Origin of the sequence: Sphaerisporangium viridialbum, assembly GCF_049674955.1 — a bacterium.
GTDB lineage: Bacteria > Actinomycetota > Actinomycetes > Streptosporangiales > Streptosporangiaceae > Sphaerisporangium > Sphaerisporangium viridialbum.
Genome location: NZ_CP187232.1, coordinates 8,156,663 through 8,179,426, shown reverse-complemented (window position 1 = coordinate 8,179,426; position 22,764 = coordinate 8,156,663). Strand labels below are relative to the sequence as shown.

Sequence of the window (22,764 nt, the reverse complement as noted above, 5' to 3'; positions counted from 1 at the left end):
TGCAACAGAACGGTCTGTGTTACAGAGACCGACCGTTCGCCATCCGAAGCAGCGGGACGCCTGCTGAGCAGGGAGGTACGGACGTGGAACATGCCCGTTCCGGGGATCCTTGGGCGGCCGAGGAAGAGTCGGCGATGGTGAACGGTTTCGACGACGGCTGGAGCATCGCGGCCATCGCCAAGCTGCTGCACCGTTCCCCGATCGTGGTGCGGGAACGGCTGCACCTCTTCGGCCGGCTGCCCGCGTGCGACCCGGTACGGGCCGAGGAAGACCGGCAGCTGGCCATCATCGCGGCACAGACGTCATCTGTGCGGCAGGTAGCCCCGCACGGGGTGCCGCCGCAGGTCGAGGTGGTAGCACCGGCGAGCGCCGGGAGGCGACGTGGTCCCGTAGGCCGCCTTCTGGACAAGTTCCTCCGCACGTAGCTACTTGCGGATCAGGCGGTTGCCGACCACCAGAGCGTCGATGTCGGACTGAGCCAGGACGGCGAGCGCCTCGTCCGGGGTCTCGACGATCGGCTCGCCGCGAAGGTTCAGTGAGGTGTTCACCAGCACCGGCGGTCCGCCCTGGCGCTCGAACTCGCCGATCAGCGCGGCGAGGGCGGGGTTCTGGGCGTCGCTGACCGTCTGCACTCTGGCCGACCCGTCGATATGACAGATCGCCGGAACGCTCTGGCGCGCCGACTCCTTCACGGACCAGGAGAACTGCATCGCCGGCGATGTGCCGTAGGCGTGGAAGAAGTCGTCGACCCGGTTCTCCAGCACCACCGGGGCGACCGGCCGGAACCACTCCCGCTGCTTGATCTGGTTGAGCAGGTCCCGCATTCCCGGACGGCTCGGGTCGGCCAGCAGGCTCCGGTTGCCAAGCGCCCGCGGGCCGAATTCGGCCGCGCCCTGGAACCAGGCCACAACACCGCCTTGGTGTAGCAGACCTGCGACCCGTCGGCACAGCTCGTCGTCGGTGAGCAGGTCGCCGTACCCGTCCAGGGTGCTGTCCGGGTAAGACAGACCCAGGTACGGGCTCGCGGTCAGCCGCCAAGGCTGCTCACCCACCGTCCCGGCCAGCCGGCCCCCCACCGCAGCACCGATCGCGGTACCGCTGTCGCCCGGCGCGTGAATGACGTGAACATTCTCGAACGGCGTCAGCTCCACGATCTTGCCGTTGAACACGCAGTTCAATGCGACACCGCCGGCCAGGCACAGATTCGGGCACCGGGTGCGGCGCCAGAGCTCGGCCAATATGTGTAGGAGGATCCGCTCCAGCACAGCCTGGCCGGCTGCGGCGAGGTGGGCGTTTCCCTCAAAGTCATCGGCGAGTCGGCCACGCGGGATCCCGGCGAGCAGATCGAGCACCCCGCCCGGCCCTTCGGTGCGCACTGTGAACTGCCCGCCAGGCAACAACTTCACCGCGGTCATCAGCCGGTCGACGAACCGGTCGTCGCCATACGCTGCCAGGCCCATGGTCTTGCCCGCCTGCAGGAAGCCGAACCCGATGGCCTCGGTCACGGCCCGGTAGAAATCGCCCAGCGAGTTGGACATCAGCGCGTCCGCATCGTTGGAACCGGGCCCGCCGCGTTTCGAACCCACCACACGCCCCAACACCTCGATGTCGTTGCCGCGTCCCATTGCCCACGTGGTGGTCTCCCGCTGATGCCGGCCGGCATCTAGCTCAGCCTCCTCGTCGACGACGCTCCCGGCTCCGTCCGCGACCAGGATCGCGGCTTCGTCGAACGGGCTGGTGAACAGCCCACTCGCGGCGTGGGTGTAGTGGTGGTTCAACCAGTCCGGGGCGACCCCAGGCAGCTTCAGCTCGTCGACGAGCATGTCGTTCGCGGCGAACCGACCCACGTCGCGTGTGTCAAGTCCTTGCTGCGCCAGGACGATTTCCAGGGACCTCCGGCAGGGGTACGGTTCCCCGTAGGCGTAGCGCACCCGGCTAAGGCGCTCGTCCTCGATCGCGACTACCGTTCCGTCGCTTGAGATGAGACAAGTGGCAAAGTCGTGGATGGAGCCCCCGAACCCGACCACGTGGTCCATTGCCCCGCCCCGATTCTCGGTCTCGACACAGTTTGGTTCCCCTACAGCGGCGATGCCGGAAGGTGACGACCGCCTGAGAATGAATCTTGACCGAGACTGGCCCGCAATGGAAGGTAACGATATGGCCGTCGCACTCGTCGCGTTTGTCGCTGGCATCGTTCTGATCGCGATCGGACGGCTGAACGTCGTCGAGTCGGTAAGTCCGGACGGCCACCGCTACCGTGCGCTCGGGGCCGGCGAGCACGTGTCGATGCCGTTCGCGCTGCGCTGGCTGCTGCCGCGAGTCTGCCGCGACAGCCTGGTGCGCTGGCGAATCAACGCGTTGTTACACCTGGCAGTGCTGCCGCCGCTGCTCACGCTTTGGCTGCGACACTGGATCCACGACGACAAGCTGCTCGTAGTCGGCGCGCTCCTGGTCTGTGGTTTGTCCGGTATCTGGCGGATCACTTTGCGCTGGCCCGTGCTCGTCGACGCGACAGCCCTGACCTGGGCGGTAGGTTCTGCCGTCGCGTTCCACTACGACCTGTGGGTCCTCGGCGTTGCGTTGGCGCTGGTGGCCGGTTGCATCAAGGAATCCGGGCCGGTCTTCGCGGCTTGCTACGCCTGGACCCCGCTGGCCCTGATCGGCCTGGCCGCGCCCCTGATCAGGGCGCTGACCGTGCGGGTCGGTACGGACGTCATGGCACAACCGCACGTTACGCGGCAGCCGGTTCTTGCCAGCCGGGTCCATCACCTCGGCAAGTGGTTCGACGCGCGGGCAATGGTTTTGCCTTGGGGTGTAGGCGTCCTGGCCGCATTGGCCACCCAGTCGCAGATTGTCGCCATGCTGGCAGTCACGCTGTTACTCGCCTACGCGCAGCTCGTGGTGGCCACAGACACCGCCCGGCTCTACCACTGGGCGGCACCACCGGTCATCCTGGCCACTATGACCGTACTCCCACCCCACTGGGCGGTGCTCGCGCTCGTCGTGCACCTGTTCAACCCCTGGGCCGGCTCGTCCGAGGTGTGACGGCCCAGTCAGGCGTGATCTCACCGACGTGCCGACCGGGCTCAACCGGGCCCTCCGGGAACAGGATGACGGCGATTTCCAAAGATCCCGGCAAGGATGGTGATCACGCGCGAAGATGGCGGGCATGATCCGCCGGGAGACGCCGTGGGGAACCTGGGATCCCGCGCCGCTTTCAGATGTCGCCGCGCTCTTCTCGATCCTGCCGGAACCCTGGTGGGTCGCGGGCGGTTACGCCATCGAGCTGGCGCTGGGCCGTTCGTTCCGTGAGCACGCGGACATCGACGTCCTGCTGCTCCGCCGTGATCAGCTCGCCGCGCAGCGGGCGCTGCAGCGCTGGGAGTGGTGGGCCGCCGATCCGCCTGGAGTCCTGCGCCTGTGGGAGCCCGGCGAGATCCTGCCGGAGACGGTCCGCGACATCTGGTGCCGCCCCGGGCCCGCCGAGCCGTGGCGCATCCAGGTGATGCTCGACGAGTCCGACGGCGACGAGTGGGTCTCGCGGCGCGACCCCCGGTTGCGGTGCCCCGTCGGCCGGCTGGGCCTGGTCTCGCCGGACGGCATTCCGTACCTGGCGCCCGAGGTCCAGCTCTTCTACAAGGCCAAGCGGCCCAGGGCCAAGGACGAGCAGGACTTCACCGAGACCCTGCCCGTGCTGGACGAGCCTCAGCGCCGCTGGCTGGCACGTGCCATCGCGGAGGTGTACGGCGAGCATCCGTGGACCGTCCGTCTCGGCCGCTGATCACCGGGCCGGGCCGCGCCGGGGGGCGGGGTCGAAGCGGCGGGCCAGGAGCACGAGCACCCCGGCCCCCGCGGTGAGCGCCGCTGACACGGCGATCACGTCGAGCCAGCCGCCGGCCTGCCACTGGTGGGTCGCGATCGCCCCGAACGCCGAGCTGCCGAGGTAGTAGGCCAGCAGGTAGAGCCCGGAGGCCTGCCCGACGCCGACGCCGACCCGGTGGGCCCTGCCCGCGACCCACCCGCTCGCCAGCGAGTGGGTGCCGAGGAACGCGAAGGTCAGCACGCCGAGCCCGGCGACGACCACGGCGAGCTGGGCCGGGATGGTCAGCAGCACCCCGGCGAGCAGGAGACCGACGCCGATGAGGGCGGCGGGGCCGCGTCCGAGCCTGGCCGCGACCCGTCCCGCGGCGTGCGGCGCGAACAGGCCCACGGGGTAGGCCAGGAACACCAGCACCGCCGCGCTGCCCAGCAGGTACGGCGCGGCCTCCAGCCGGAACGCCATCGCGTTGTACAGGCCGACGAACGCGCCCATGATCGCCGCGCCCACCAGGCACAGCATGACGAGGGCCGGATCCCGCAGGGTTAGCCAGGTGTTGCGCAGGATGCTCGCGGGCCGGGGGCTGGACCGCACGAAGCGCCGGGACGGCGGCACCAGGGCCCAGAGCCCGGCGGTGGACGCCACGGTCAGCAGCCCGACGGCGAGCGCGGCGCCCTGCCACCCCCACAGGGCGTTGACCGGCCCGGGGAGCAGCCGTCCCGCGGCACCGCCCACCGCCGTGCCCGTGATGTACGCGGCGTTGGCGCGCAGGTGCGCCCCGCTGTGGATCTCCTCGCCCAGGTAGGCCATCGCCACGGCGGGCAGCCCGGCCAGCGCGACGCCTTCGAGGCCCCTGATGACCAGGAGGCTGTGCCAGGTGGGCGCGAAGGCGGCGGCGATGCCGAGCACGGCCGAACCGGCGAGGGAGATCCGCATGATGGCCACGCGCCCGACGACGTCCGAGATGGGCCCGACGAACAGCAGCGTGCCCGCCATGGTGATCGTGGTCAGCGACAGCACCGCCGCCGACGACGACGCCGACACCTGGAAGTTCCTGGCGACGCTCGGGAGCAGCGGCTGGACGTAGTACAGCGCCATGAAGTTCGCGAACCCGCCCAGCATCAGCCCGTACATGATCCGCCGGTAGGCGCGGTCGCCCGGCCGGTACCCGTCGTGGGCGGCGGCGCGTGCGAGGGGTCGGGGCAGGGCGGGGAGGGTCGTCGTCACCCGGCCGATGCTGCTCCTGCCGCCCTGATGCTCAAAATGCAGATTTTGACACTGCTGATGCGTGAGCGGCATCATCGCTGGATGGACCTGCAAACGCTGCGCTGGTTCCTGTCGCTGTGTGACACAGAGAACATGCGTGACACGGCCGCCGTCGAGAGGGTCAACCAGTCGACGCTGTCACGGTCGCTGGCCCGGCTGGAGGCCGATCTCGGGGTGGAGCTCTTCCACCGGCACGGGCGCAGGCTGGCCGTCAACCGGTTCGGCGCGCTGTTCCGCGACCACGCCCGCCGGGCGGTCGCCGACCTGGAGACGGCACGCCGGCGCATCGGCGCCCTGGCCAACCCCGACACCGGCCTGATCCGGCTCGGCTTCCTGCACTCGGTGGGCCGCTGGCTCGTCCCCGAGCTCCTGCGCGACTACCGCGCCGTCACCCCGGGCATCCGGTTCGAGCTCCACCAGGGCTTCACGCGCGAGCTGTTCGCCTGGCTGCGCAACGGGGACATCGACGCGGCACTGGTCACCCCGCCCCGTGACGGCACCGACGCGCACTGGCACCGGCTGCGCGACCAGCAGCTCTGCGTCGCCCTGGCCGCCGACCACCCGCTCGCGGGCGTGCCGGGGCTCACGCTCCGGGACGTGCGCGGCGAGCCGTTCATCGCCTTCGCCCAGACCACGGACATGCGGCGGGTGATCGACCGGCTGTGCCAGGACGCCGGGTTCGAGCCGGTGATCGCGTTCGAGAGCGAGGAGGTCGCCACGGTGCGGGGGCTCATCGGCGCCGGGCTCGGCGTCGGCATCCTGCCGCGCCCGGACGTGCTCGAACACGACGACCCCGTGTACCGCCCGCTCACCCCTGAGCAGCGGCGGCCGATCGGCCTGGCCTGGCACCCGAGCCCGGCGCCCACGGCGGCGACCGCGGGGTTCATCGAGCACCTGCGCGGGACGCCCGCGTGAAGGAAGAGGTCAGGAACGCAGGGAGACGGTCCTGGTGCCCGCGTAGGTGGTGTGGGAGATGACGGCGGACGGCGTGCGCAGGCCGGGGTTGGCGAGGAACAGGTTCCGCAGCCGGGGGAACGGGCCACCGTCGCTCTCGGCCTCGGCGACCGTGTCCAGCAGCTTCATCTCGGCGTCGTGCAGGTCCTTGTGGAACCTCTCGGCGAGGTCCCAGCCGTCCCACGGCAGCACCTCGACCTTGTTCAGGGCGGCCAGGTCGCGCACGACGTTGCTCTGGACGAAGTCCATGCCGGACAGGTTGATGTACGACACCCCGAACTTCTCCGGGTCGGAGCGCCCGGCCCGGCAGGCCCGCCAGGCCTCGCCCGCCACGAGGAACTCGTCCCTGGGCACGTCCATCGGGTCGAACGAGATCTTGAACGCCTCCATCAGCTCCGGAGCGGGGAGCTGGGAGTCGACCAGGGTCCACCCGCGCCCGGGGCTCCAGTACTCGGCGACCCAGTGGTCCTCGTGGAGCCCGGCGGTGAAGTAGGAGGCGAAGCCGCACCGGATGCGGGCTGGGGTGCCCGTGCTCCGCAGCAGCGAGCACAGCAGGAGCGCGAAGTCGCGGCAGGTTCCGGCGAACCGTTTCTCGGGCGGGCGGGCCACCGTCAGCGGTTCGCCGTCCCGCTCGGTGATGATGCTCAGGATGGCGGAGACGTAGCGGGTCTCCGCCTCGTTCTTGCGGTTCTCCGGGAGCGTGAAGCCGAAGAACGGCGTCTCCTCCCGGTGGATGAGGAGGTTCCGGACGATCAGCGCCAGCTCGGACGGGTCGCTGGGAACGCCTTCCAGCCTGCCGAGGTCCCCGGGGTCGCTGAACACGCTGTGGGCGAGATAGAAGGCCTGCTCTTCGGCTTCGAGAGTGTGACGTGCGTCGGTCATTGTGCCTTCCCTCGCTGTAGACCGGAACCGCGCGGCCTTAGCTTGACGGGAATGAACGGCAAATGTCCACAATATCGTTTGTAAATTCGGCGCACCCAGAACATGGTCACTCCGGGACCCGGATCAGTGCCGCTTCGGATGGATCGGGGCGGGCGAGTCGCGCCGGTGCGTGGGGCCGTGCGGATCGGCGCAGTGCGCGTCGGCCCGGCCGATGGCGAGGAGCTCGTGCGACGCGTGGTCGACCTGCAGGGTGGTGTGCCCGATGCCGTACTCGTCGTGCACCAGGCGCTCGGCGGCCACCCGTACGGCATGGCAGTTCGCGCCCGGCATCACCAGGATGTGCGCGGACAGGGCCGCGTACCCGGAGGTCACCTCCCAGATGTGCAGGTCGTGCACCTCCACGACGTGGTCGAGCGCGGCCGTCCTCCTGCCGATCTCGGCGGGGTTCATTCCGGCGGGCGCGGCCTCCATGAAGACCCTGCCCGAGTCGCGGACCAGCCCCCACCCGGCCTTGAGCATCAGCGCGGCCACCACCAGGGCGGCGATCGCGTCGGCCCTGCTCCAGCCGGTGAGCCAGATGACCAGACCGGCGATCGTCGTGGCCACGAAGGCGTACAGGTCGTTGAGTATGTGCTGGAAGGCGCCCTCGACGTTGAGGCTCGACCGGTTCGCCCTGCTGAGCATCCAGGTGGCGGCGATGTTGACGGCGATGCCGGCCAGTCCGGTGGCGACGACGTACACTCCCTCGACCGAGGGGGGCGTGATCAGGCGCCCGATCCCCTCGTACACGAAGTAGGCGCTCAGCAGGAGCAGCGTGATGCCGTTGATCTGTGCGGAGATGATCTCGGCGCGTTTGAGCCCGTAGGTGAAGCCGCCCTGTGGCGGGCGCTGGGCGATGCGCATCGCGACCAGCGCGAACACGATGGCGATGGCGTCGGTCAGCATGTGGCCGGCGTCGGAGATCAGCGCCAGCGACTGGGCGATGAAGCCGATGACCACCTCGACGGCCATGAAGCCCACGATGAGCGCGAGCGCGCCGGTCAGGTAGCGCCGGTCGGCCTCCGGGCTCACGCCGTGCCCGTGCCCGTGGCCGTGCCCCGTGCCGTGCGCGTCACCCATCGCCCGGCTCCCCTTCGGTGTGTCTGGCGTGGGTGATGGCGAGGTCGAAGAGCATGCGCACGTGAGAGTCGGCGAGCTGGTAGTAGGCCATCCGCCCGGACCGGCGCACCTTGACGACCCGGCGCATCCGGAGCAGCCTCAGCGCGTGGGAGGCGCCCGACATGCTCTGGCCGGTCGCGGCGGCGAGATCGCACACGCACATCTCTCCGCCCTCCAGCAGGGCGGCCATCATCCGCAGCCTGCCCGGGTCCGCGAGCAGGCCGAACACCTGGGCGAGATCCTGCACGGTCTCCTCGGAGGGGAGTGTCCGGCGGACCGATCCCACGCGCTCGGCGTCCACCACCGGGACGGAGCACGCGTCGGGGTCCAACGTTGCGACGCTTGAACGATCCTTCATATATCGAAGTGTAGGAAACCGGCACCCGGCTGTCGACTCCGCGAAAGCGCCGGACGACGCCGTGCCGTACCGGAGTCGGGCGGTACGGCACGGCGGGCGGGGGGAGGCGGTCAGCCGGTCATGATCGGGCGGGGGGTCAGAGGGGCGTGAAAGCCCCGGTCTCCGGCCGGTAGTTGGACACCACGCCGGTGTGCACTTCGTAGAACCAGCCGTGCAGGCGCAGCCGCCCGCCGGCGAGGCGCCTGGCCACCCGGGGGTAGCGGTGCAGCTTTTCGAGCTGGGCGATCAGATGGGCGCGCCCGGGCTCCTCGTCCCCGGTCACCCGCGCCTCCCGCCACCGGTGGGTCTGGAGCAGCCACCAGCGGGTGGTCGGGGCCGAGCGGAGCGTCCAGGAGCGGACCCGGCCCTGGACGGCGCCGCAGTGGGTGTGGCCGCAGACGATCAGATCCTCCACGCCCAGGATGTTGACCGCGTACTCGATGGTGGCGGCCTCGGCCGTGAGCCGGCCGAGGCGGTAGGGCGGGATGACGTTCCCCGCGGTGCGCAGCTCGAACAGCTCCCCGGGCCGGGCCCCGGTGATCAGCGAGGGGATGACCTGCGCGTCGGAGCAGGTGATGAACATCGCCTGGGGCGAGGCGCCCTCCCTCAGGGTGGCCGCCTGTTCTCGGTCCCCGCGGACCCTCTTGTGGAAGGTGCGGGCATGGTCGATCAACGACTGCATGGAAGTGGACTCCTTCGTGCTGATGGCGGGCATGGAAGACCGGCCGGACGTGCGCGCGACACGCCCGGTCCCCGCGTCGTACGCGGGAGAGCCCTCTGATCAGCAGCGGAAGATCGGCAGTCGTGGCCCCGACGCCCGCGTCCATCGCAGGGCGGAGGCGCCCGCGCCGTAGGGCTCCGCCGGAGAGGCCGCTCTGCCGAGGACTCTGCGCGGGTGCCCGTTGCGCGACGGAGGCTGGGGCGGCTTGACCCATCCGGCGGCGCAGGGATGCCCCGCCGGCTTCGGGCAGCCGTCGTGGTCGGTGTCCTCGGGGACCTGTGGCGGGGCGGTGTCCGGCGGTTGCCCGGCCGAGGGGGCGGCCGGCCCCGTCTGTGCGGCCAGCGGGCCGCCGAAGTGACCGCCGTGCGGAGCGATGCCGTGGACGAGCAGGATGACGGCCGCCACGGCCACGAAGGTGCGAAGAGCCGCCCGCACCCGAGATCGTCGCTCCGTCAACGCATCGCTCCACTACTTATAGCATGCAGTTGACTACTGATAGTAATCGAAGCGGTGTGTTCCGTACATCGGCCGTTTGGCAAAGATGCTGGTCACGCCGTTGGCCAGGTGCGAACCCCCTTGCTCCACGGGATTCCACGGGCTTCCCGATCACGACACGGCACCTGCGGGCCATCCGGTGTTGTGCCGCCGGTCACGGGGCATCTCTAGCGTGACGGCCATGAAGAGAACCATGATCGGCCTGAGCGCCGCAGTCCTGGCGCTGAGCCTTTCCGCTCCGGCCTTCGCCGACCACGGGCACGACGGCCACGACGGCCGCCCCGGTCACGGCGACGGCAAGTTCGGCCGCGCGACGCTGACCGGCTTCGCGTCCCTGCCCGCCGAGACCTACGTTCCCGGCAGCGAGCCGTCGGGCTTCAAGCTCGGCACGGCCCCGGTCAACGGCATCACCGCGCCGTTCCCCGGCCAGCCCGTGCAGGGCTTCAGCGGTGTCCTCCGCCGCGGTGACGGCACCTTCGACGTGCTGTCCGACAACGGGTACGGGAACAAGGCCAACAGCTCCGACTTCCTCCTGCGGATCCAGCGGCTCAAGCCCGACTTCCGGTCCGGCGCCGTCAAGGTCACGGGCGGCATCAACCTGAGCGACCCCGACCGCCGCGTTCCCTTCCCGCTGACCCGTCAGGACCGCACGCTCACGGGCTCCGACTTCGACGTCGAGTCGATCGTCGGGAGCTCCGACGGCACGTACTGGATCGGCGACGAGTTCGGCCCGTTCCTGCTGCACTTCTCCTCGACCGGCAAGCTGCTCGAAGCCCCGATCGCCCTTCCGGGGGTGCAGGCTCCCGAGAACCCGTACCTCAACGGCGCTCAGCCCAACCTGGGCAGCAGCAAGGGCTTCGAGGGCATGGCGCGCTCGGTCGACGGCCGCAAGCTCTACCCGATGCTCGAAGGCACCGTGGCGGGCGACCCCGCGGGCTCGCTCCGGATCAACGAGTTCGACCTGCGCAAGCGCGCCTACACCGGCCGCAAGTGGATCTACCAGCTCGAAGCGCCGGGCAACGCCATCGGTGACCTGATCACGGTGGACGAGAACCGCTTCCTGGTCATCGAGCGGGACAACGAGCAGGGCGACGCCGCGAAGCTGAAGAAGATCTACCTGATCGACGTCCGCGACCGCGACCGCGACGGCAAGGTCGACAAGACCCAGGTGGCCGACCTCCTCGACCTGGCCAACCCCAAGCGCCTCGGCGGCTTCGGCACGACCTTCCGCTTCCCGTTCGTGACCATCGAGGACGTCGTCATCCTCGACGACTCGACGCTCGGCGTGCTGAACGACAACAACTTCCCCGGCTCCTCCGGCCGCACGCCCGGCAAGGCCGACAACAACGAGTTCATCACCGTACGGCTGTCGCGCTCCCTCGACGCCGACCCCCGCGCCACCCGCTGATGCCGCCCTCCCCCCGCCGGCTCGATCAGCCGGCGGGGGAGGTGGCGGTGACGCGGGTCCACTCGATGCGGGCTTCGGCCGCGTTGCCGCGCGAGGTACCCGTCACCCAGTGCATGACCTGCGGGTTCTCGCGACTGTTCTGCACCGCCCAGGTGGCGCCCGTGTCGGCGCCGTCGCGGTGGAGCCGGGCCACCCCCGCGCTGTCGACCGTGACCTTCCAGGTCGACGGCGCCGGGGACGTGGCAGAGGAGTAGACCTTCTCCCACACCGATGAGCCCTTCCTCATCGTCCAGACCCCGCTCTTCTGCACTGCCAGCATCAGCCGCACGTAACCGTTCGCGACCTTGGTCCCGAGGCTGACGCCCTCCCCGGTGGCGGGGTCCAGGGCGCTGTCGTCGTCCACCCGGCCCCGGAACTCCAGCGTGAAGTCGCAGCCCCTGGTGACGTCGAGCCCGATGGAGGCCTTCGACACCTTCTGGCCGGTGCTGCGCAGCCGCAGGGCGCCGCCCGTCACCTCGGCCGTGCCTCCCGAGGGGTCGAGGGTCCAGTCGCCGAACGCGTCCCACGTGCTGCTCGCCACGTCGTCGGCCACCTCGACCAGGTCGACCAGGGCTCCGGCGGGGGCGGCGGCGGTGCCCGAGCACCACACCGACACCTGCGGGGCCTCCCCGGAGGCGGCGACGACCCAGCGGGCCCCGGTCTCGGCGCCGTCGCGGTACAGGGCGGCGTTCCCCCTGGCGTCGACCGCCACCTGCCACAGGTGCGCGCCCGCGCCGCCCGCCGTCGCGTGCACGCGGCTCCACCCCGGCGTGCCCTGGACGAACGCGTACACGCCGTCGGGCTGGAGGCAGAGCATGAGCCTCCTGGCCCCCGTGGCGACCTTCAGCGCGAGGCCGGCGCCCGCCCCGGTGGCGGGGTCCAGCCGGGAGTACGAGGTGACCTCGGCCTTGATCGTCGCGACGAACCCGCTGGAGGGGCCGTACCGCTGGGTGACCCCGGAGAACCCCGCCCCGGTGGCCGAGGCGTTCGCCAGGCGCAGGCGGCCCGGCCCGTCGACCTCCACCGTGCCGCCGCCGCTCGCGACCGTCCAGGCGGCCAGGTCGCCCCACCCCGGGCCGACTCCGGTGAACGCCCCGGAGACGTCGAGCCGCGCCACCTTGATGTTGGTCTGGTTGTGCTCCCAGACGACGAAGAAGCGGCCGGGCTCGTACTCGTCCGCGCTGGCGTACACGTCCCAGCCCCGGGCCGCGCCCTTCGTCAGCCGCGCGCCGTCGGCGAAGAGCCGTCCCGGGCCCCAGGGGGCGTGCGGACGCTTGACCTTGTAGCAGAGCACCTCGCGGTACTGGTCGGGCTTGTCCGCGCCCGCGCCGGTGAACGGGCCGGCGAGCGTGTTGTAGATCGTGAGGTACTGGTCGTTCGCGTCCTTGGCGAAGAACCCTTTGACGTAATAATTCGGGATATTGGGGTCGAGGGTCATCGGGGACCAGGTGAGGCCCCCGTCCGTGCTGGTGGCGGTCGCGGCGTACGAGGCGTGGGTGCGGTAGAAGGCGTCCCTCGCGGCGGCCGAGGTGCCTCCCGTGAGGTTCAGCGTGCGCGCCACCATCAGCAGCGTGCCCGGATCGTCGTGCGAGACGACGAGCTGCGGCTCCTCGATGCCGATGCCGGGCGGGTTCGCGGCGAGCGCCCCCGAGGTCCAGGTCCTGAGGTCCGCCGAGCGCAGCACGCCCGCCCGGGTGGCGCCCCCGGCCTCCCGCCAGTACGGGAGCAGCCAGGTCCCGTCGTACCTGAGCGGTTTGCCGGCCACCACGACGCCCCTGCCGTTCGCGGGAACGTCCACGGTGAGCGGGAAGTCGGCCCACGTGCGGCCGCCGTCGATGCTCTTCTTCGCCACCATGGCCACCGGGAAGCCGTCCACCTCGCCCCGCGCGTCCCGGTCGGCGGCCGTGGTGATCCTGCCGAGGAGCGCGTACAGCGTGCCGCCGTCGTTCAGGAAGATCACGTAGTGATAGCGGTGGGTGGAGGTCGCCGCCGCCAGCGTGCCGGTCGTCCAGGTGGCGCCCCCGTCGGCCGACCTGGCGTACAGGATGGAGCCCTGGTCGGTCGGGGCCGGGTCGCGGGCGTCGCGCACCCCCGCCCGCCAGGCGGCCACGACGTGCCGGGCGTCGAGCGCGACGACGTCGGGGACGCGGTTGCCCTCGTGCGCCAGCTCGCCGTGGGAGTCGGTCTCGACCGTCCGGTAGACGGTGACGGGGGCGCTGACCGCGGGCCCGACGACGTCGGCGTCCGGCCAGGAGGGCGCGCGGTTCCGGTCCGGGGGGACGGTCGGGCTCATGGATCACAGCGAACATGACCCGGCTCGCGCGGCGCAGGAACTACACCGCGCTTTCACCGGGTGTTCACCGGCGCCCGCCGCCCCCTCACCGGGTTCCTCCTATGGGCTGGTGCAGGTGAGCGCCGGAGTCCCGGCCGTCCCCGACGCCACGTACCCGAAGGCGGTGGTGCCGTTACCCGCGATGGTGCGGTTGTAGTCGGCGTTCTTGACCGTGATGGCCGATCCGCTGACGGTGTACGTGCCGTTCCACAGGCTGTTGATCGTCGTGCCGCTCGGCAGGGTCCACTTGACCGTCCAGCCGTTGATCGAGGCGCTGCCGGTGTTCTTCACCGTCACCTCGCCCTGGTAGCCGCCGGACCACGAGCCCGTGGTCGTGTAGGTGGCCGAGCAGCCCGGCGTGCCGTTGCCGCCGGTGGGGGTCGGGGTGGGAGTGGGGGTCACCGTGGGGGTGGGCGTGGGGGTCGGGGTCACCGTCGGGGTGGGGGTGGGAGTCGGGCTGGGCCCTCCGCCGCCCGGGCCGATGCCGGTGACCTGCCCGCTGCCGCCGTCGAAGACCACGTCCGAGCAGCCGTAGAAGGTCTCCTGGCTGTCCGAGCGCTGCCACACCGAGTAGATGATGTGCCGCCCGCTCTTGCCGGACGGGAGCGTCGCGTTCCAGTAGTAGTAGGAGTCCGCGTTGCCGGGCGATCCCACGCTCGGCGGGTCGGGGGCGGTGTAGAACGGTGTGGCCTCCAGGTCGCTCCAAGCCAGCGGGCGGGTGGGGCTCCAGCTGTCCTTGGTGATGTAGGTGCGGAAGGACCCCGGGTGCGCGGCCCACTTGTTGTACCGGAACTGGATGTTGGCCCCGGCGGTCAGGTGGGTCACCGGCCAGTCGTTGCGGGCGAGGTCGAAGCCGTTGAAGTCGTACACCACCGCGCCGCCGCTGCACAGCTTGCCGTCGGGGATGAAGCCGCTCATGCGTCCCGCGCCGTCGGAGCGCAGCACGGCGAACCAGTTGTACAGGGAGTTCGGACCGCTCTGCGCGACCGCCGCCGCGCAGGCCGGGTTGTTGGGCACGATGGCGCCGTTGGGGGTCAGCCCGTCCTTCCAGCAGAGGTAGGTGCGGCTGCCGGGCATCATCATCGCCCCGTGCGCCGACGCCGTGCCGGGGAACAACGCGACCACCAGCAGGGTCGCTATGGCCGCGGCGGCGCCGGCGAGCGTGATCTTTCGTCGCTTTCTCATGGAACACCTTTCGAGGGGTTACGACGTAGGCCCCCGGCGCACGCCTGTGACGTCCATGGCGGCAACATGTCCGGCACGCTCGAGCACGTCACGGACATCAAGCACGTCAAAGAGTCACCGAGGACCTGGTGAAGTAACCGGTCGTCACCGTGGGGCGAACAAGCCGTCGACTACCGACCAGCGATGCGAAAGCGCTCACGCGTAACGAACTGTAGGCGGCCGCCGCTGGGGTGGGAATCGGCCCGGGACGCGGCCGGCCGCGCTCTCGGGGCCCCGGCGCTCCCGTCGCAGCTAGCGGCCATGATCCGCGCCGGACCGTGCCGTAAGCCGGATGAAACAGGATGAAATTTTCGCGAGGCCCGGCCCGGACATCGGTCAGGATGGTGGCGTGGACGTACGCCCCATCTCACCCTCGGCGCTCGTCGAGGAACTCGCCGAGCGCATAGCCGGAGCCCCCGGGGACACCTGGGTGCGGGTCGCGCTGGACGGTGCTCCGGCGGCACGCCCGGGGGAGCTGGCAGGAGCGCTGGTCGCCCCGCTGCGCGTCCGCGGCCGCGAGGTCCTCCGCGTCTCCGCGGCCGACTTCCTGCGCCCGGCGTCGCTCCGCTTCGAGTACGGCCGCACCGATCCCGACGCGTTCTACGACGACTGGCTCGACCACGGCGCCCTGTCGCGCGAGGTGCTGAACCCCCTCGAACCCGGCGGCTCGGGCAAGGTGCTGCCCACGCTCTGGGACACCACGATCGACCGCGCCACGCGGGCGTCCTACGTGACCATGCCGCGCGGCGGGGTGCTGCTCGTGGACGGAGCCCTGCTGCTCGGCCGGTGGCTGCCGTTCGACGTGACCGTGCACCTGTGGCTCTCGCCCGGCGCGCTCGCCCGGCGCACGGCCGAGGACCAGCGGTGGACCCTGCCGGCCTACGCGAGGTACGAGGCCGAGGCCGAGCCGCTGGAGACCGCCGACGTGGTGGTCCGGCTCGACGATCCCCGGCATCCCGCGATCGTCACTTGTTAGCCGGACGGGCAGGGTTGCGGGGGGCCGGGGCCGGGCATACAGGGGGCCAGGCGACGGTTTGACCAGGTAAAACGTGCCTTTTCCGACGAGACGTGGGGTCGTCGAGATGTGCGGAATCTGTGGGTGGGTGGACTTCGAGAGCGATCTCCGGGAGTCACGGAACACGCTGCGGGACATGACGGAGACCATGGCCTGCCGGGGGCCGGACGACGAGGGGATGTGGGTCTCTCCGCACGGGGCGCTGGGGCACCGGCGGCTCGCGATCATCGACATCAAGGGCGGGCGCCAGCCCATGATCGCCGAGGAGGACGGCGAGGTGCTCGCCGTCCTGACCTACAGCGGTGAGGTGTACAACTTCCAGGAGCTGCGCGACGAGCTCGCCGCGCGCGGTCACCGGTTCCGCACCCGCAGCGACACCGAGGTCGTCCTGCACGCCTATCTCGAATGGGGGGCCGATCTCGGCAGCCGCCTGAACGGCATGTACGCCTTCGGCATCTGGGACGTGCGGAAGGACGAGCTGGTGCTCGTGCGCGACCGGCTCGGGATCAAGCCGCTCTACTACTACCCGACCTCGGCGGGCGTGCTGTTCGGCTCCGAGCCCAAGGCGATCCTCGCCAACCCGCTGTCCCGGTCGCCCGTGGTCGACGCCGATGGGCTCAGGGAGCTGCTCGCCTTCATCAAGACCCCGGAATGCGCGATCTACCGGGGAATGTACGAGGTGCGCCCGGGCAGCGTCGTCACGGTGAGCCGGGACGGAGTGGCCAAGGACCGCTACTGGCGGCTGGAGGCCCGCGAGCACACCGACGACCTGCAGACCACCGTCCGCACCATTCGCGGGCTGCTGGACGACATCATCGAACGCCAGCTGATCTCCGACGTCCCGCTGTGCACGCTGCTGTCCGGTGGCCTGGACTCCAGCGCCGTCACCGCGCTCGCCGCGAAGGCCCTGCGAGCCCACGGCCAGGGCAAGCTCCGCTCGTTCTCGGTCGACTTCGTCGGCTACACCGAGAACTTCAGCCCCGACGAGATGCGCGACACCCCGGACACGCCGTACGTCCACGATCTCGTCCGGCACCTGGAGGACCTCGGCGTCGAGCACACCGACATCGTCCTCAACTCCGGCGAGCTCATGGACCCGAAGGTACGGGCCGCCGTGCTGCGGGCCCGCGATCTCCCCATGGGCATCGGCGACATGGACACCTCGCTCTACCTGCTGTTCAAGGCGATCAGGGCCTACTCGACGGTCGCGCTCTCGGGCGAGTCGGCCGACGAGGTCTTCGGCGGCTACCGCTGGTTCCACGACCCGAAGGCCGTCAACTCCGGCACGTTCCCGTGGCTGGCGGCCGAGGGGGGCGCGCGGTTCACCGCCCTGGAGGAGGTGCTCGACCCCGAGCTGGTGCGCAAACTCGACATCCCCGGCTACCGCGCCCAGCGCTACCGCCAGGCGCTCGACGAGGTGCCCAGGCTGCCGGGGGAGAACGGGCTGCAGGAACGCATGCGGGAGATCAGCTACCTGCACCTGTCGCGGTTCGTGCAGATCCTGCTCGACCGCAAGGACAGGATGAGCATGGCCGTCGGCCTGGAGGTGCGCGTCCCGTTCTGCGACCACCGGCTGGTGGAGTACGTCTTCAACACCCCCTGGTCGATGAAGACCTTCGACGGGCACGAGAAGAGCCTGCTCCGCGCCGCCGTGGCCGACGTGCTGCCGCGTTCCGTCCTGGAGCGCCGCAAGAGCCCGTACCCATCGACGCAGGACCCCGCCTACGAGAAGGCCCTGCGGGACGAGGCGGCCCGCCTGCTTGACAGCGGGCGCCTGGTCGCGGAGCCGATGGTCGACGTCGCCAAGGTCCGGGCCATGCTGGAGCAGCCGCAGGGCACGGTCAGCCGCCACGACGTGCGGGCCGCGCTGGAGGGCCTCCTGCAGTTCAACGCCTGGCTGGAGCGCTACCAGGTACGGATCACCGTGTGACGGCCTTCTCGCCCTCTCGCGGCGGCGGCCGGGGTCAGCGGCTCACGCGATCGAGGCCGTCGGCGATGCCCCGCCTGAGCATGTCGCCGTAGGGCCCCCTCGGGAGGTCGCCGGCGTGGTCGGCCGCCAGGCGGAAGTAGCGCGCGGCCTCGGCCTGGTCGCCGAGGAGCTCGTGCGAGGCCCCCATGTTGAGGTAGAGCGAGGGGTAGAACTCAAGGACCCGCTCGTCGGCCGTGGCGTTCGCGTGGTGCAGCGAGACGGCGTTCCACAGGAGGGTCTCCTCCGGGGAGTCCTGCTGCCGGGCGACGTAGTGCGCGGCCACGCAGGCGTCGAAGTCGTCGGCCCGCTCGGCCCACGCCTGGTCGAACAGCCGGCGGGCGTCCTCCGGCCTGCCCTCGGACTCGGCCCGCATGCCGTCGGCGCACAGCCTGACGACCGCATTGTCGAGATCGAGATTCACGGCTACCTCCCCTTGTCTGCGTCCTCAGCAGCCTAAGCCGTGGCTCCGACAATGTTCAGCCCAGTGGATGGCTCACCTGAACACCTGGGCCGCGCGGTGCTCGTACGCGCTCCGCCAGGAGAGCCGGTAGAGCAGCCGCAGGACGAAGGGCGCGGTCCTGAAGATGTGCTCGCGAGCCTCGTGGTCCGCCGCGTCGATGGTCCAGGCGACGATCATCGGCAGGTCCCGGCCGTGGCCTCTGGCGGCCACCTTGCTCACCTTCTCCCACCATGCCGCGCTCACGTGCTCGGTGATCAGCGGCACGACCTCCGACTCCTCCAGGTCGAGGTGCGTCTTCAGCATGCCGTGGAACCGGCGGAGGTCGTCGGCCTGCTCCCGGGCGGGCCTGCCGGTGACCGTCAGCCGCTCGACCAGCGCGTCCATCTCCTGGTGGTCGGCCTCCAGCCGGTCGAGGACGGGACCGGCCTCGGGTACGAGCCCACGGAGCACCGGCCAGATGTCCTCGTTCTCGCGGGTGTGATGGTGGTGCAGGCCGCGCAGCATCAACGCCGTGTGCTCGTCGATCAGGGCACGCCTGAGCGTGTCACCAGGGGGGCACCTGTCGACGGCGTCGGCCAGGCGCAGGAAGTCGCGGCGCAGGCCGGCGTGGAAGGCCAGGACCGTGACGAGGTCGGGGGCGGGTTCGCCCGCTCGGCGCCGGGAGGCGTGGGCAGCGATTGTCATGCCCACACCATGCGGTCCGCGACTTCACGGCGACTTAACGCGTACTTGGAAGCCACTCCCACGAGGCCTTAAGGCCGCACGCCCGGAGTGCTCGCGCGGGTCAGGGAGAGGGGCTGCCGGCGGCGCAGCCGGGGCACACGCCGAAGATCTCCACGGTGTGGTCGACGTCGACGAAGCCCGCCTCGGCCGCCACGCGGTCGGCCCAGCGCTCGACGGCCTTGCCCTCGACCTCGACGCTGCGCCCGCACGAGCGGCAGGTCACGTGGTGATGGTGGCCGCCGGTCGCGCAGCGGCGGTAGAGCGTCTCGCCGCTCTCGTCGCGGATGGCGTCGACGACCTCGTCCTCGCTGAGGACCTGCAGGTGACGGTAGACCGTGGTCAGGCCGACACGCTCACCCCGGCGGCGGAGCTCGGCGTGGATCTCCTGGGCGCTGTGGAACCCCGATAGCTTGCCGAGGACCGACACCAGAGCCTCGGCCTGCCGGGTGCCCCTGACCCGGGTGCCCCGAGTCGGGGGCCGATCGAGCTGTGGCGCGGGTTGGGTCGATTGCGACGTCATGCTGAGCCCTCCCACCCGTCGTCCGCGTGCCTCCGCGTACGGCCTCCGTCGCTGTGAACACTACCAACCGGCCCGGTCTTCCCATCGCTTACGAAGCGCGGGGGGTTCGCGCGGCAGAGGGAACCCCGTCCAGAGTTGATTACTGGGGGGAGGAGAGGCCGTGGCATGCTGGCCTGCCGAGCCCGACGAAGGAGCCGATGAGCGTGTCCTGGCGTCATTTGCCCAAGCCCGCGCGGGTCATCGCCGAGACGGCCGCCGGCGCCGTGGCGGCGGCGCGGTCACGCGACCTCGCGGTGTTCCAGCGGGAGGCGGCACGGCTCGGCGCGCTCGACTCCGAGCACGTCGGCCTGGTGCTCGGCGCCGTGGTGCGTGCCTCGTTGGAGGAACTGCACCCCGACGGGCTCACCGCCGACGACGTTCAGGCGATGGTCGGACGCTGCGTGCGGTCGGCCGCGGCCTGGTTCCCCGACGTCGACCCGCACGTGCTGGTGATGCTGGTCGCCGGGGCCCTCGGCCTGCACCAGCACGAGACCGAGTCCCTCAGGCTCGACGCGATGGACGTCGCCCGGCACGCGCCGCTGCTCGTCGCCGACCTGCTGGCGCTCTCCGGCCGCCCGCTGGACGCCTGCCTCGCGGCCGCCTTCGCCGACATCCAGCGCACCCAGGCGGCCGAGACGCCCTAGCGGCGGGGTTCAGTACAGGTGTGCGGCGGAGCCCACGAGCGCCGGCCTGGCGAGGTGGTCCGAGGTCACCCGCACGCCGGTGGCCCGCTCCGCGAGGGCCACCGCGGCGATGACGGGGTCGTCGGCGCCCGCGTCCGTGCTCTCGGCGCTTTCGTCGTGCTCGTCGTTCCTGCCGTCGTCGTCTTGTTCGCCGTGGAGCTCGTCTTCGCCGGTGGGCATGCCCAGCTCGCGCATGTGCGCGAGGAGCCGGTCGGGGTGGCGGCCCCAGCGCAGGTAGGGGGCGTCCGGCTCGAATCCGGTGACCAGCTGGCCGTCGGCGGCGTAGACGAACTGCGGGTCGAGGCCTCGGTGCACGGCCGCCGTCACCGTGCCCTCCGAGAGGCGTCGTGTCACCTCCGCCAGCGTCCCCGCGTACCCGCCGGTTTCGACCAGGACGGTGCCGCCGATCGCGGCGCAGGCGGCGATGGGGCGGTCGAGGGAGGGTCCGAAGGGATCGCCCGCCCGTTCGGCGGGGGTGACGCCGATCCGGCGGAACGCCTCCTCGGGGGACAGGTCGTGGACGAAGGTGACGCAGAACCCGGAGTCGCCTGAATAGCCGTCGTAATCGCCTAACCAGGCGTAGTCCGCCGCGGTCGCACCGCTCATAGCTCGATCCCTTCTGACGGCGCTCGAAGGCATCATGATCTTGTCAAAGGCGACCGACATTATGGGCGTCCGCGGCGATCTACCGGGCTTCACTTTTCAAGAAATGTCGTGTGACATCCGGCTGCGCGGAAGATGGTAGGCATCGGGCTTCCGGTTCGCCCGCGCCGGCCGGCTGGGGACGGTTGCACGGGCCACTTCGGCGGTCCGGGACAATGGAGGCGTCAGGCTTTCTAGGAAGGATGTGCCCATCGTGGCTATGAGCGCTGAGGCCGACTGGGTCTCACGGTTCGCGGACGAGGTCATTGCCGAGGCGGAGCGCCGCGCCCCGGGCAAACCCATCGTCTGCGCCTCGGGCCTCAGCCCCTCTGGCCCCATCCACCTCGGCAACCTTCGCGAGGTCATGACGCCCCACCTGGTCGCCGACGAGATCAGGCGGCGGGGCCACGAGGTCGTCCACATCATCTCCTGGGACGACTACGACCGGTTCCGCAAGGTTCCCGTGGGCATCGACTCGTCCTGGTCCGAGCACATCGGCAAGCCGCTGAGCTCCGTGCCCGCGCCCCCCGGCAGCGCTTACCCCAACTGGGCCGAGCACTTCAAGGCGCCGATGATCGCGGCGCTGGCCGAGATGGGCGTCGAGTTCCGCGGCATCGACCAGACCGCGCAGTACACCTCCGGCGCCTACCGCGAGCAGATCCTGTTCGCCATGCGCGAGCGCGAGCGCATCGACGCGATCCTCGACCGCTACCGCACCAAGGACAAGCCGGCCGCGGCCAAGAAGTCCCAGCAGAAGCTCGACGAGGCCGACGCCGCCGCCGCGGAGGCGGCGGCCGAGGGCTCTGGGGCCGCTGAGGAGGATGACGGCAAGGTCGCGGCGGGCTACTTCCCGTACAAGCCCTACTGCTCGGTCTGCGAGCGCGACCTCACCACCGTCACCGCGTACGACGACGTCACCACCGAGCTCTCGTACACCTGCGTCTGCGGCCACGCCGAAACCGTGCTGCTGTCGGAGCACAACCGAGGCAAGCTCGTGTGGAAGGTCGACTGGCCGATGCGCTGGGCGTACGAGGGCGTCGTCTTCGAGCCCTCGGGCGTCGACCACAGCTCGCCGGGGTCGTCGTTCGTGGTCGGCGGGCAGATCGTCAAGGAGGTCTTCGGCGGCGATCAGCCGATCGGGCCGATGTACGCCTTCGTCGGCATCAGCGGCATGGCCAAGATGAGCAGCTCCAAGGGAGGCGTGCCCACTCCGGCCGACGCCCTTGAGATCATGGAGGCCCCGCTGCTGCGCTGGCTGTACGCGCGGCGCAAGCCGAACCAGTCGTTCAAGATCGCCTTCGACCAGGAGATCCAGCGGCTGTACGACGAGTGGGACGCCCTGGAGCGCAAGATCAATGACGGCACCGCGCTGCCCGCCGACGTGGCCGCGTACAGCCGCGCCACCGGCACCGCCGCCGGGCCGCTGCCGGCCACGCCGAGGCCGCTGCCCTACCGCACGCTGGCCTCGATCGTCGACATCACCACCGGCCACAGTGAGCAGACCCTGCGCATCCTGCGCGATCTCGACCCCGAGCACCCCATCACCTCCCTGGACGAGACCCGGCCCCGGCTCGACCGCGCGGAGCGGTGGATCACCACCCAGGTCCCGGCCGAGCAGCGCACCCGCGTGCGCGACGAGCCCGACAGTGGGCTGCTCGCCTCCCTCGGCGACACCGAGCGCGAGTCGCTCGGGCTGCTGCTCGACGGGCTCGACGAGCACTGGTCGCTCGACGGGCTCACCACGCTCGTGTACGGCGTGCCGAAGGTCCAGGCGGGTCTGGCCCCCGACGCCAAGCCCACCCCGGAGCTCAAGGTCGCGCAGCGCGAGTTCTTCGCCCTGCTCTACAAGCTGCTGGTCGGCCGCGACACCGGGCCGCGTCTGCCCACGCTCCTGCTCGCCGTCGGCACCGACCGCGTACGCGAACTGCTGGGCGGCTGATCCGGCCTGTACGAGAGATCTGTGTTCCTGCCGTGAACGCGAGAGAGCCCTCGTCCTAGCGAGGGCTCTCGGGTCTGACGT

General features: G+C 70.7%; 22 protein-coding genes. 9 read left to right on the top strand and 13 right to left on the bottom strand.

The features are described 5' to 3' along the window. Positions 1 to 83: 83 nt before the first annotated feature. Entirely contained in the window at positions 84 to 425 is a 342-nt protein-coding gene (locus ACOZ38_RS36810) for a hypothetical protein (RefSeq protein WP_424535600.1), read from the top strand. Here the strand turns inward: ACOZ38_RS36810 and ACOZ38_RS36805 are convergent, their stop codons facing one another. Further along, a complete protein-coding gene (locus ACOZ38_RS36805; RefSeq protein WP_424535599.1) occupies positions 426 to 2,036 on the bottom strand; it encodes a carbamoyltransferase family protein in 1,611 nt (536 codons plus the stop codon). 121 nt (positions 2,037 to 2,157) lie between these two features. On the opposite strand from ACOZ38_RS36805, the gene ACOZ38_RS36800 reads away from it, so the two are divergent. Further along, a complete protein-coding gene (locus ACOZ38_RS36800) occupies positions 2,158 to 3,045 on the top strand; it encodes a hypothetical protein (protein WP_424535598.1) in 888 nt (295 codons plus the stop codon). A gap of 124 nt (positions 3,046 to 3,169) precedes the next feature. Further along, positions 3,170 to 3,781, top strand: coding sequence for a nucleotidyltransferase domain-containing protein (locus ACOZ38_RS36795; RefSeq protein ID WP_424535597.1), 612 nt, complete (start codon positions 3,170 to 3,172; stop codon positions 3,779 to 3,781). On the opposite strand, the gene ACOZ38_RS36790 is transcribed toward ACOZ38_RS36795, so the two are convergent. Beyond that, a complete protein-coding gene (locus ACOZ38_RS36790; protein WP_424535596.1) occupies positions 3,782 to 5,044 on the bottom strand; it encodes an MFS transporter in 1,263 nt (420 codons plus the stop codon). A gap of 81 nt (positions 5,045 to 5,125) precedes the next feature. Between ACOZ38_RS36790 and ACOZ38_RS36785 the strand changes: the two genes are divergently transcribed. Continuing rightward, entirely contained in the window at positions 5,126 to 5,998 is an 873-nt protein-coding gene (locus tag ACOZ38_RS36785) for a LysR family transcriptional regulator (protein WP_424535595.1), read from the top strand. A 9-nt stretch (positions 5,999 to 6,007) separates the two neighbouring features. Here the strand turns inward: ACOZ38_RS36785 and ACOZ38_RS36780 are convergent, their stop codons facing one another. The 5 genes from ACOZ38_RS36780 to ACOZ38_RS36760 all read right to left on the bottom strand — a co-directional run bounded on the left by ACOZ38_RS36780 (position 6,008) and on the right by ACOZ38_RS36760 (position 9,651). Beyond that, entirely contained in the window at positions 6,008 to 6,919 is a 912-nt protein-coding gene (locus ACOZ38_RS36780) for a transglutaminase-like domain-containing protein (RefSeq protein ID WP_405140745.1), read from the bottom strand. A 123-nt stretch (positions 6,920 to 7,042) separates the two neighbouring features. Beyond that, the gene (locus ACOZ38_RS36775) at positions 7,043 to 8,038 is read right to left on the bottom strand and encodes a cation diffusion facilitator family transporter (RefSeq protein ID WP_424535594.1); all 996 of its coding nucleotides are present in this window, start codon (positions 8,036 to 8,038) and stop codon (positions 7,043 to 7,045) included. Continuing rightward, a complete protein-coding gene (locus tag ACOZ38_RS36770) occupies positions 8,031 to 8,435 on the bottom strand; it encodes an ArsR/SmtB family transcription factor (protein WP_405140743.1) in 405 nt (134 codons plus the stop codon). The genes ACOZ38_RS36775 and ACOZ38_RS36770 overlap by 8 nt, the downstream gene beginning before the upstream one ends. 136 nt (positions 8,436 to 8,571) lie before the next feature. Beyond that, positions 8,572 to 9,156 carry a carbonic anhydrase gene (locus tag ACOZ38_RS36765; RefSeq protein WP_424535593.1) on the bottom strand — a complete coding sequence of 195 codons (585 nt, stop codon included), beginning with the start codon at positions 9,154 to 9,156 and terminating at the stop codon, positions 8,572 to 8,574. A gap of 99 nt (positions 9,157 to 9,255) precedes the next feature. Continuing rightward, complete coding sequence (locus ACOZ38_RS36760; protein WP_424535592.1) at positions 9,256 to 9,651, bottom strand: hypothetical protein; 396 nt, start codon at positions 9,649 to 9,651, stop codon at positions 9,256 to 9,258. Between the two features lie 220 nt (positions 9,652 to 9,871). On the opposite strand from ACOZ38_RS36760, the gene ACOZ38_RS36755 reads away from it, so the two are divergent. Beyond that, the gene (locus ACOZ38_RS36755) at positions 9,872 to 11,098 is read left to right on the top strand and encodes an esterase-like activity of phytase family protein (RefSeq protein WP_424535591.1); all 1,227 of its coding nucleotides are present in this window, start codon (positions 9,872 to 9,874) and stop codon (positions 11,096 to 11,098) included. A 25-nt stretch (positions 11,099 to 11,123) separates the two neighbouring features. Here the strand turns inward: ACOZ38_RS36755 and ACOZ38_RS36750 are convergent, their stop codons facing one another. Together ACOZ38_RS36750 and ACOZ38_RS36745 are read right to left on the bottom strand one after the other, a co-directional pair. Continuing rightward, positions 11,124 to 13,430: a sialidase family protein gene (locus ACOZ38_RS36750; RefSeq protein ID WP_424535590.1), complete on the bottom strand. Its 2,307-nt coding sequence runs from the start codon at positions 13,428 to 13,430 to the stop codon at positions 11,124 to 11,126. 99 nt (positions 13,431 to 13,529) lie between these two features. Then, positions 13,530 to 14,654, bottom strand: coding sequence for a lytic polysaccharide monooxygenase auxiliary activity family 9 protein (locus tag ACOZ38_RS36745; RefSeq protein ID WP_424535589.1), 1,125 nt, complete (start codon positions 14,652 to 14,654; stop codon positions 13,530 to 13,532). Between the two features lie 388 nt (positions 14,655 to 15,042). On the opposite strand from ACOZ38_RS36745, the gene ACOZ38_RS36740 reads away from it, so the two are divergent. Next, complete coding sequence (locus tag ACOZ38_RS36740; RefSeq protein WP_424535588.1) at positions 15,043 to 15,669, top strand: uridine kinase; 627 nt, start codon at positions 15,043 to 15,045, stop codon at positions 15,667 to 15,669. Positions 15,670 to 15,775: 106 nt separating this feature from the next. Then, positions 15,776 to 17,638, top strand: coding sequence for an asparagine synthase (glutamine-hydrolyzing) (asnB, locus tag ACOZ38_RS36735; protein ID WP_424535587.1), 1,863 nt, complete (start codon positions 15,776 to 15,778; stop codon positions 17,636 to 17,638). Between the two features lie 34 nt (positions 17,639 to 17,672). On the opposite strand, the gene ACOZ38_RS36730 is transcribed toward asnB, so the two are convergent. The 3 genes from ACOZ38_RS36730 to ACOZ38_RS36720 form a co-directional block, all read right to left on the bottom strand. Continuing rightward, positions 17,673 to 18,098: a hypothetical protein gene (locus tag ACOZ38_RS36730; protein WP_405140735.1), complete on the bottom strand. Its 426-nt coding sequence runs from the start codon at positions 18,096 to 18,098 to the stop codon at positions 17,673 to 17,675. Between the two features lie 72 nt (positions 18,099 to 18,170). After that, complete coding sequence (locus ACOZ38_RS36725) at positions 18,171 to 18,821, bottom strand: hemerythrin domain-containing protein (protein ID WP_424535586.1); 651 nt, start codon at positions 18,819 to 18,821, stop codon at positions 18,171 to 18,173. 100 nt (positions 18,822 to 18,921) lie between these two features. Then, positions 18,922 to 19,380, bottom strand: coding sequence for a Fur family transcriptional regulator (locus ACOZ38_RS36720; RefSeq protein ID WP_424535585.1), 459 nt, complete (start codon positions 19,378 to 19,380; stop codon positions 18,922 to 18,924). A gap of 203 nt (positions 19,381 to 19,583) precedes the next feature. On the opposite strand from ACOZ38_RS36720, the gene ACOZ38_RS36715 reads away from it, so the two are divergent. Then, entirely contained in the window at positions 19,584 to 20,063 is a 480-nt protein-coding gene (locus tag ACOZ38_RS36715) for a hypothetical protein (protein WP_424535584.1), read from the top strand. A gap of 9 nt (positions 20,064 to 20,072) precedes the next feature. On the opposite strand, the gene ACOZ38_RS36710 is transcribed toward ACOZ38_RS36715, so the two are convergent. Next, the gene (locus ACOZ38_RS36710) at positions 20,073 to 20,708 is read right to left on the bottom strand and encodes a DUF6461 domain-containing protein (protein ID WP_424535583.1); all 636 of its coding nucleotides are present in this window, start codon (positions 20,706 to 20,708) and stop codon (positions 20,073 to 20,075) included. A gap of 256 nt (positions 20,709 to 20,964) precedes the next feature. Here ACOZ38_RS36710 and lysS point away from each other — a divergent pair, with 256 nt between their 5' ends. After that, a complete protein-coding gene (lysS, locus tag ACOZ38_RS36705; protein ID WP_424537155.1) occupies positions 20,965 to 22,683 on the top strand; it encodes a lysine--tRNA ligase in 1,719 nt (572 codons plus the stop codon). The last annotated feature ends 81 nt before the right edge of the window (positions 22,684 to 22,764 follow it).

Bases quoted from the DNA above. Each gene is read 5' to 3' on its own strand.
- ACOZ38_RS36805 (WP_424535599.1), bottom strand. From the start codon at position 2,036: ATGGACCACGTGGTCGGGTTCGGGGGCTCCATCCACGACTTTGCCACT.
- ACOZ38_RS36800 (WP_424535598.1), top strand. From the start codon at position 2,158: ATGGCCGTCGCACTCGTCGCGTTTGTCGCTGGCATCGTTCTGATCGCG.
- ACOZ38_RS36795 (WP_424535597.1), top strand. From the start codon at position 3,170: ATGATCCGCCGGGAGACGCCGTGGGGAACCTGGGATCCCGCGCCGCTT.
- ACOZ38_RS36785 (WP_424535595.1), top strand. From the start codon at position 5,126: ATGGACCTGCAAACGCTGCGCTGGTTCCTGTCGCTGTGTGACACAGAG.
- ACOZ38_RS36780 (WP_405140745.1), bottom strand. From the start codon at position 6,919: ATGACCGACGCACGTCACACTCTCGAAGCCGAAGAGCAGGCCTTCTAT.
- ACOZ38_RS36775 (WP_424535594.1), bottom strand. From the start codon at position 8,038: ATGGGTGACGCGCACGGCACGGGGCACGGCCACGGGCACGGGCACGGC.
- ACOZ38_RS36770 (WP_405140743.1), bottom strand. From the start codon at position 8,435: ATGAAGGATCGTTCAAGCGTCGCAACGTTGGACCCCGACGCGTGCTCC.
- ACOZ38_RS36765 (WP_424535593.1), bottom strand. From the start codon at position 9,156: ATGCAGTCGTTGATCGACCATGCCCGCACCTTCCACAAGAGGGTCCGC.
- ACOZ38_RS36755 (WP_424535591.1), top strand. From the start codon at position 9,872: ATGAAGAGAACCATGATCGGCCTGAGCGCCGCAGTCCTGGCGCTGAGC.
- ACOZ38_RS36750 (WP_424535590.1), bottom strand. From the start codon at position 13,430: ATGAGCCCGACCGTCCCCCCGGACCGGAACCGCGCGCCCTCCTGGCCG.
- ACOZ38_RS36745 (WP_424535589.1), bottom strand. From the start codon at position 14,654: ATGAGAAAGCGACGAAAGATCACGCTCGCCGGCGCCGCCGCGGCCATA.
- asnB (WP_424535587.1), top strand. From the start codon at position 15,776: ATGTGCGGAATCTGTGGGTGGGTGGACTTCGAGAGCGATCTCCGGGAG.
- ACOZ38_RS36725 (WP_424535586.1), bottom strand. From the start codon at position 18,821: ATGACAATCGCTGCCCACGCCTCCCGGCGCCGAGCGGGCGAACCCGCC.
- ACOZ38_RS36720 (WP_424535585.1), bottom strand. From the start codon at position 19,380: ATGACGTCGCAATCGACCCAACCCGCGCCACAGCTCGATCGGCCCCCG.
- ACOZ38_RS36710 (WP_424535583.1), bottom strand. From the start codon at position 20,708: ATGAGCGGTGCGACCGCGGCGGACTACGCCTGGTTAGGCGATTACGAC.
- lysS (WP_424537155.1), top strand. From the start codon at position 20,965: ATGAGCGCTGAGGCCGACTGGGTCTCACGGTTCGCGGACGAGGTCATT.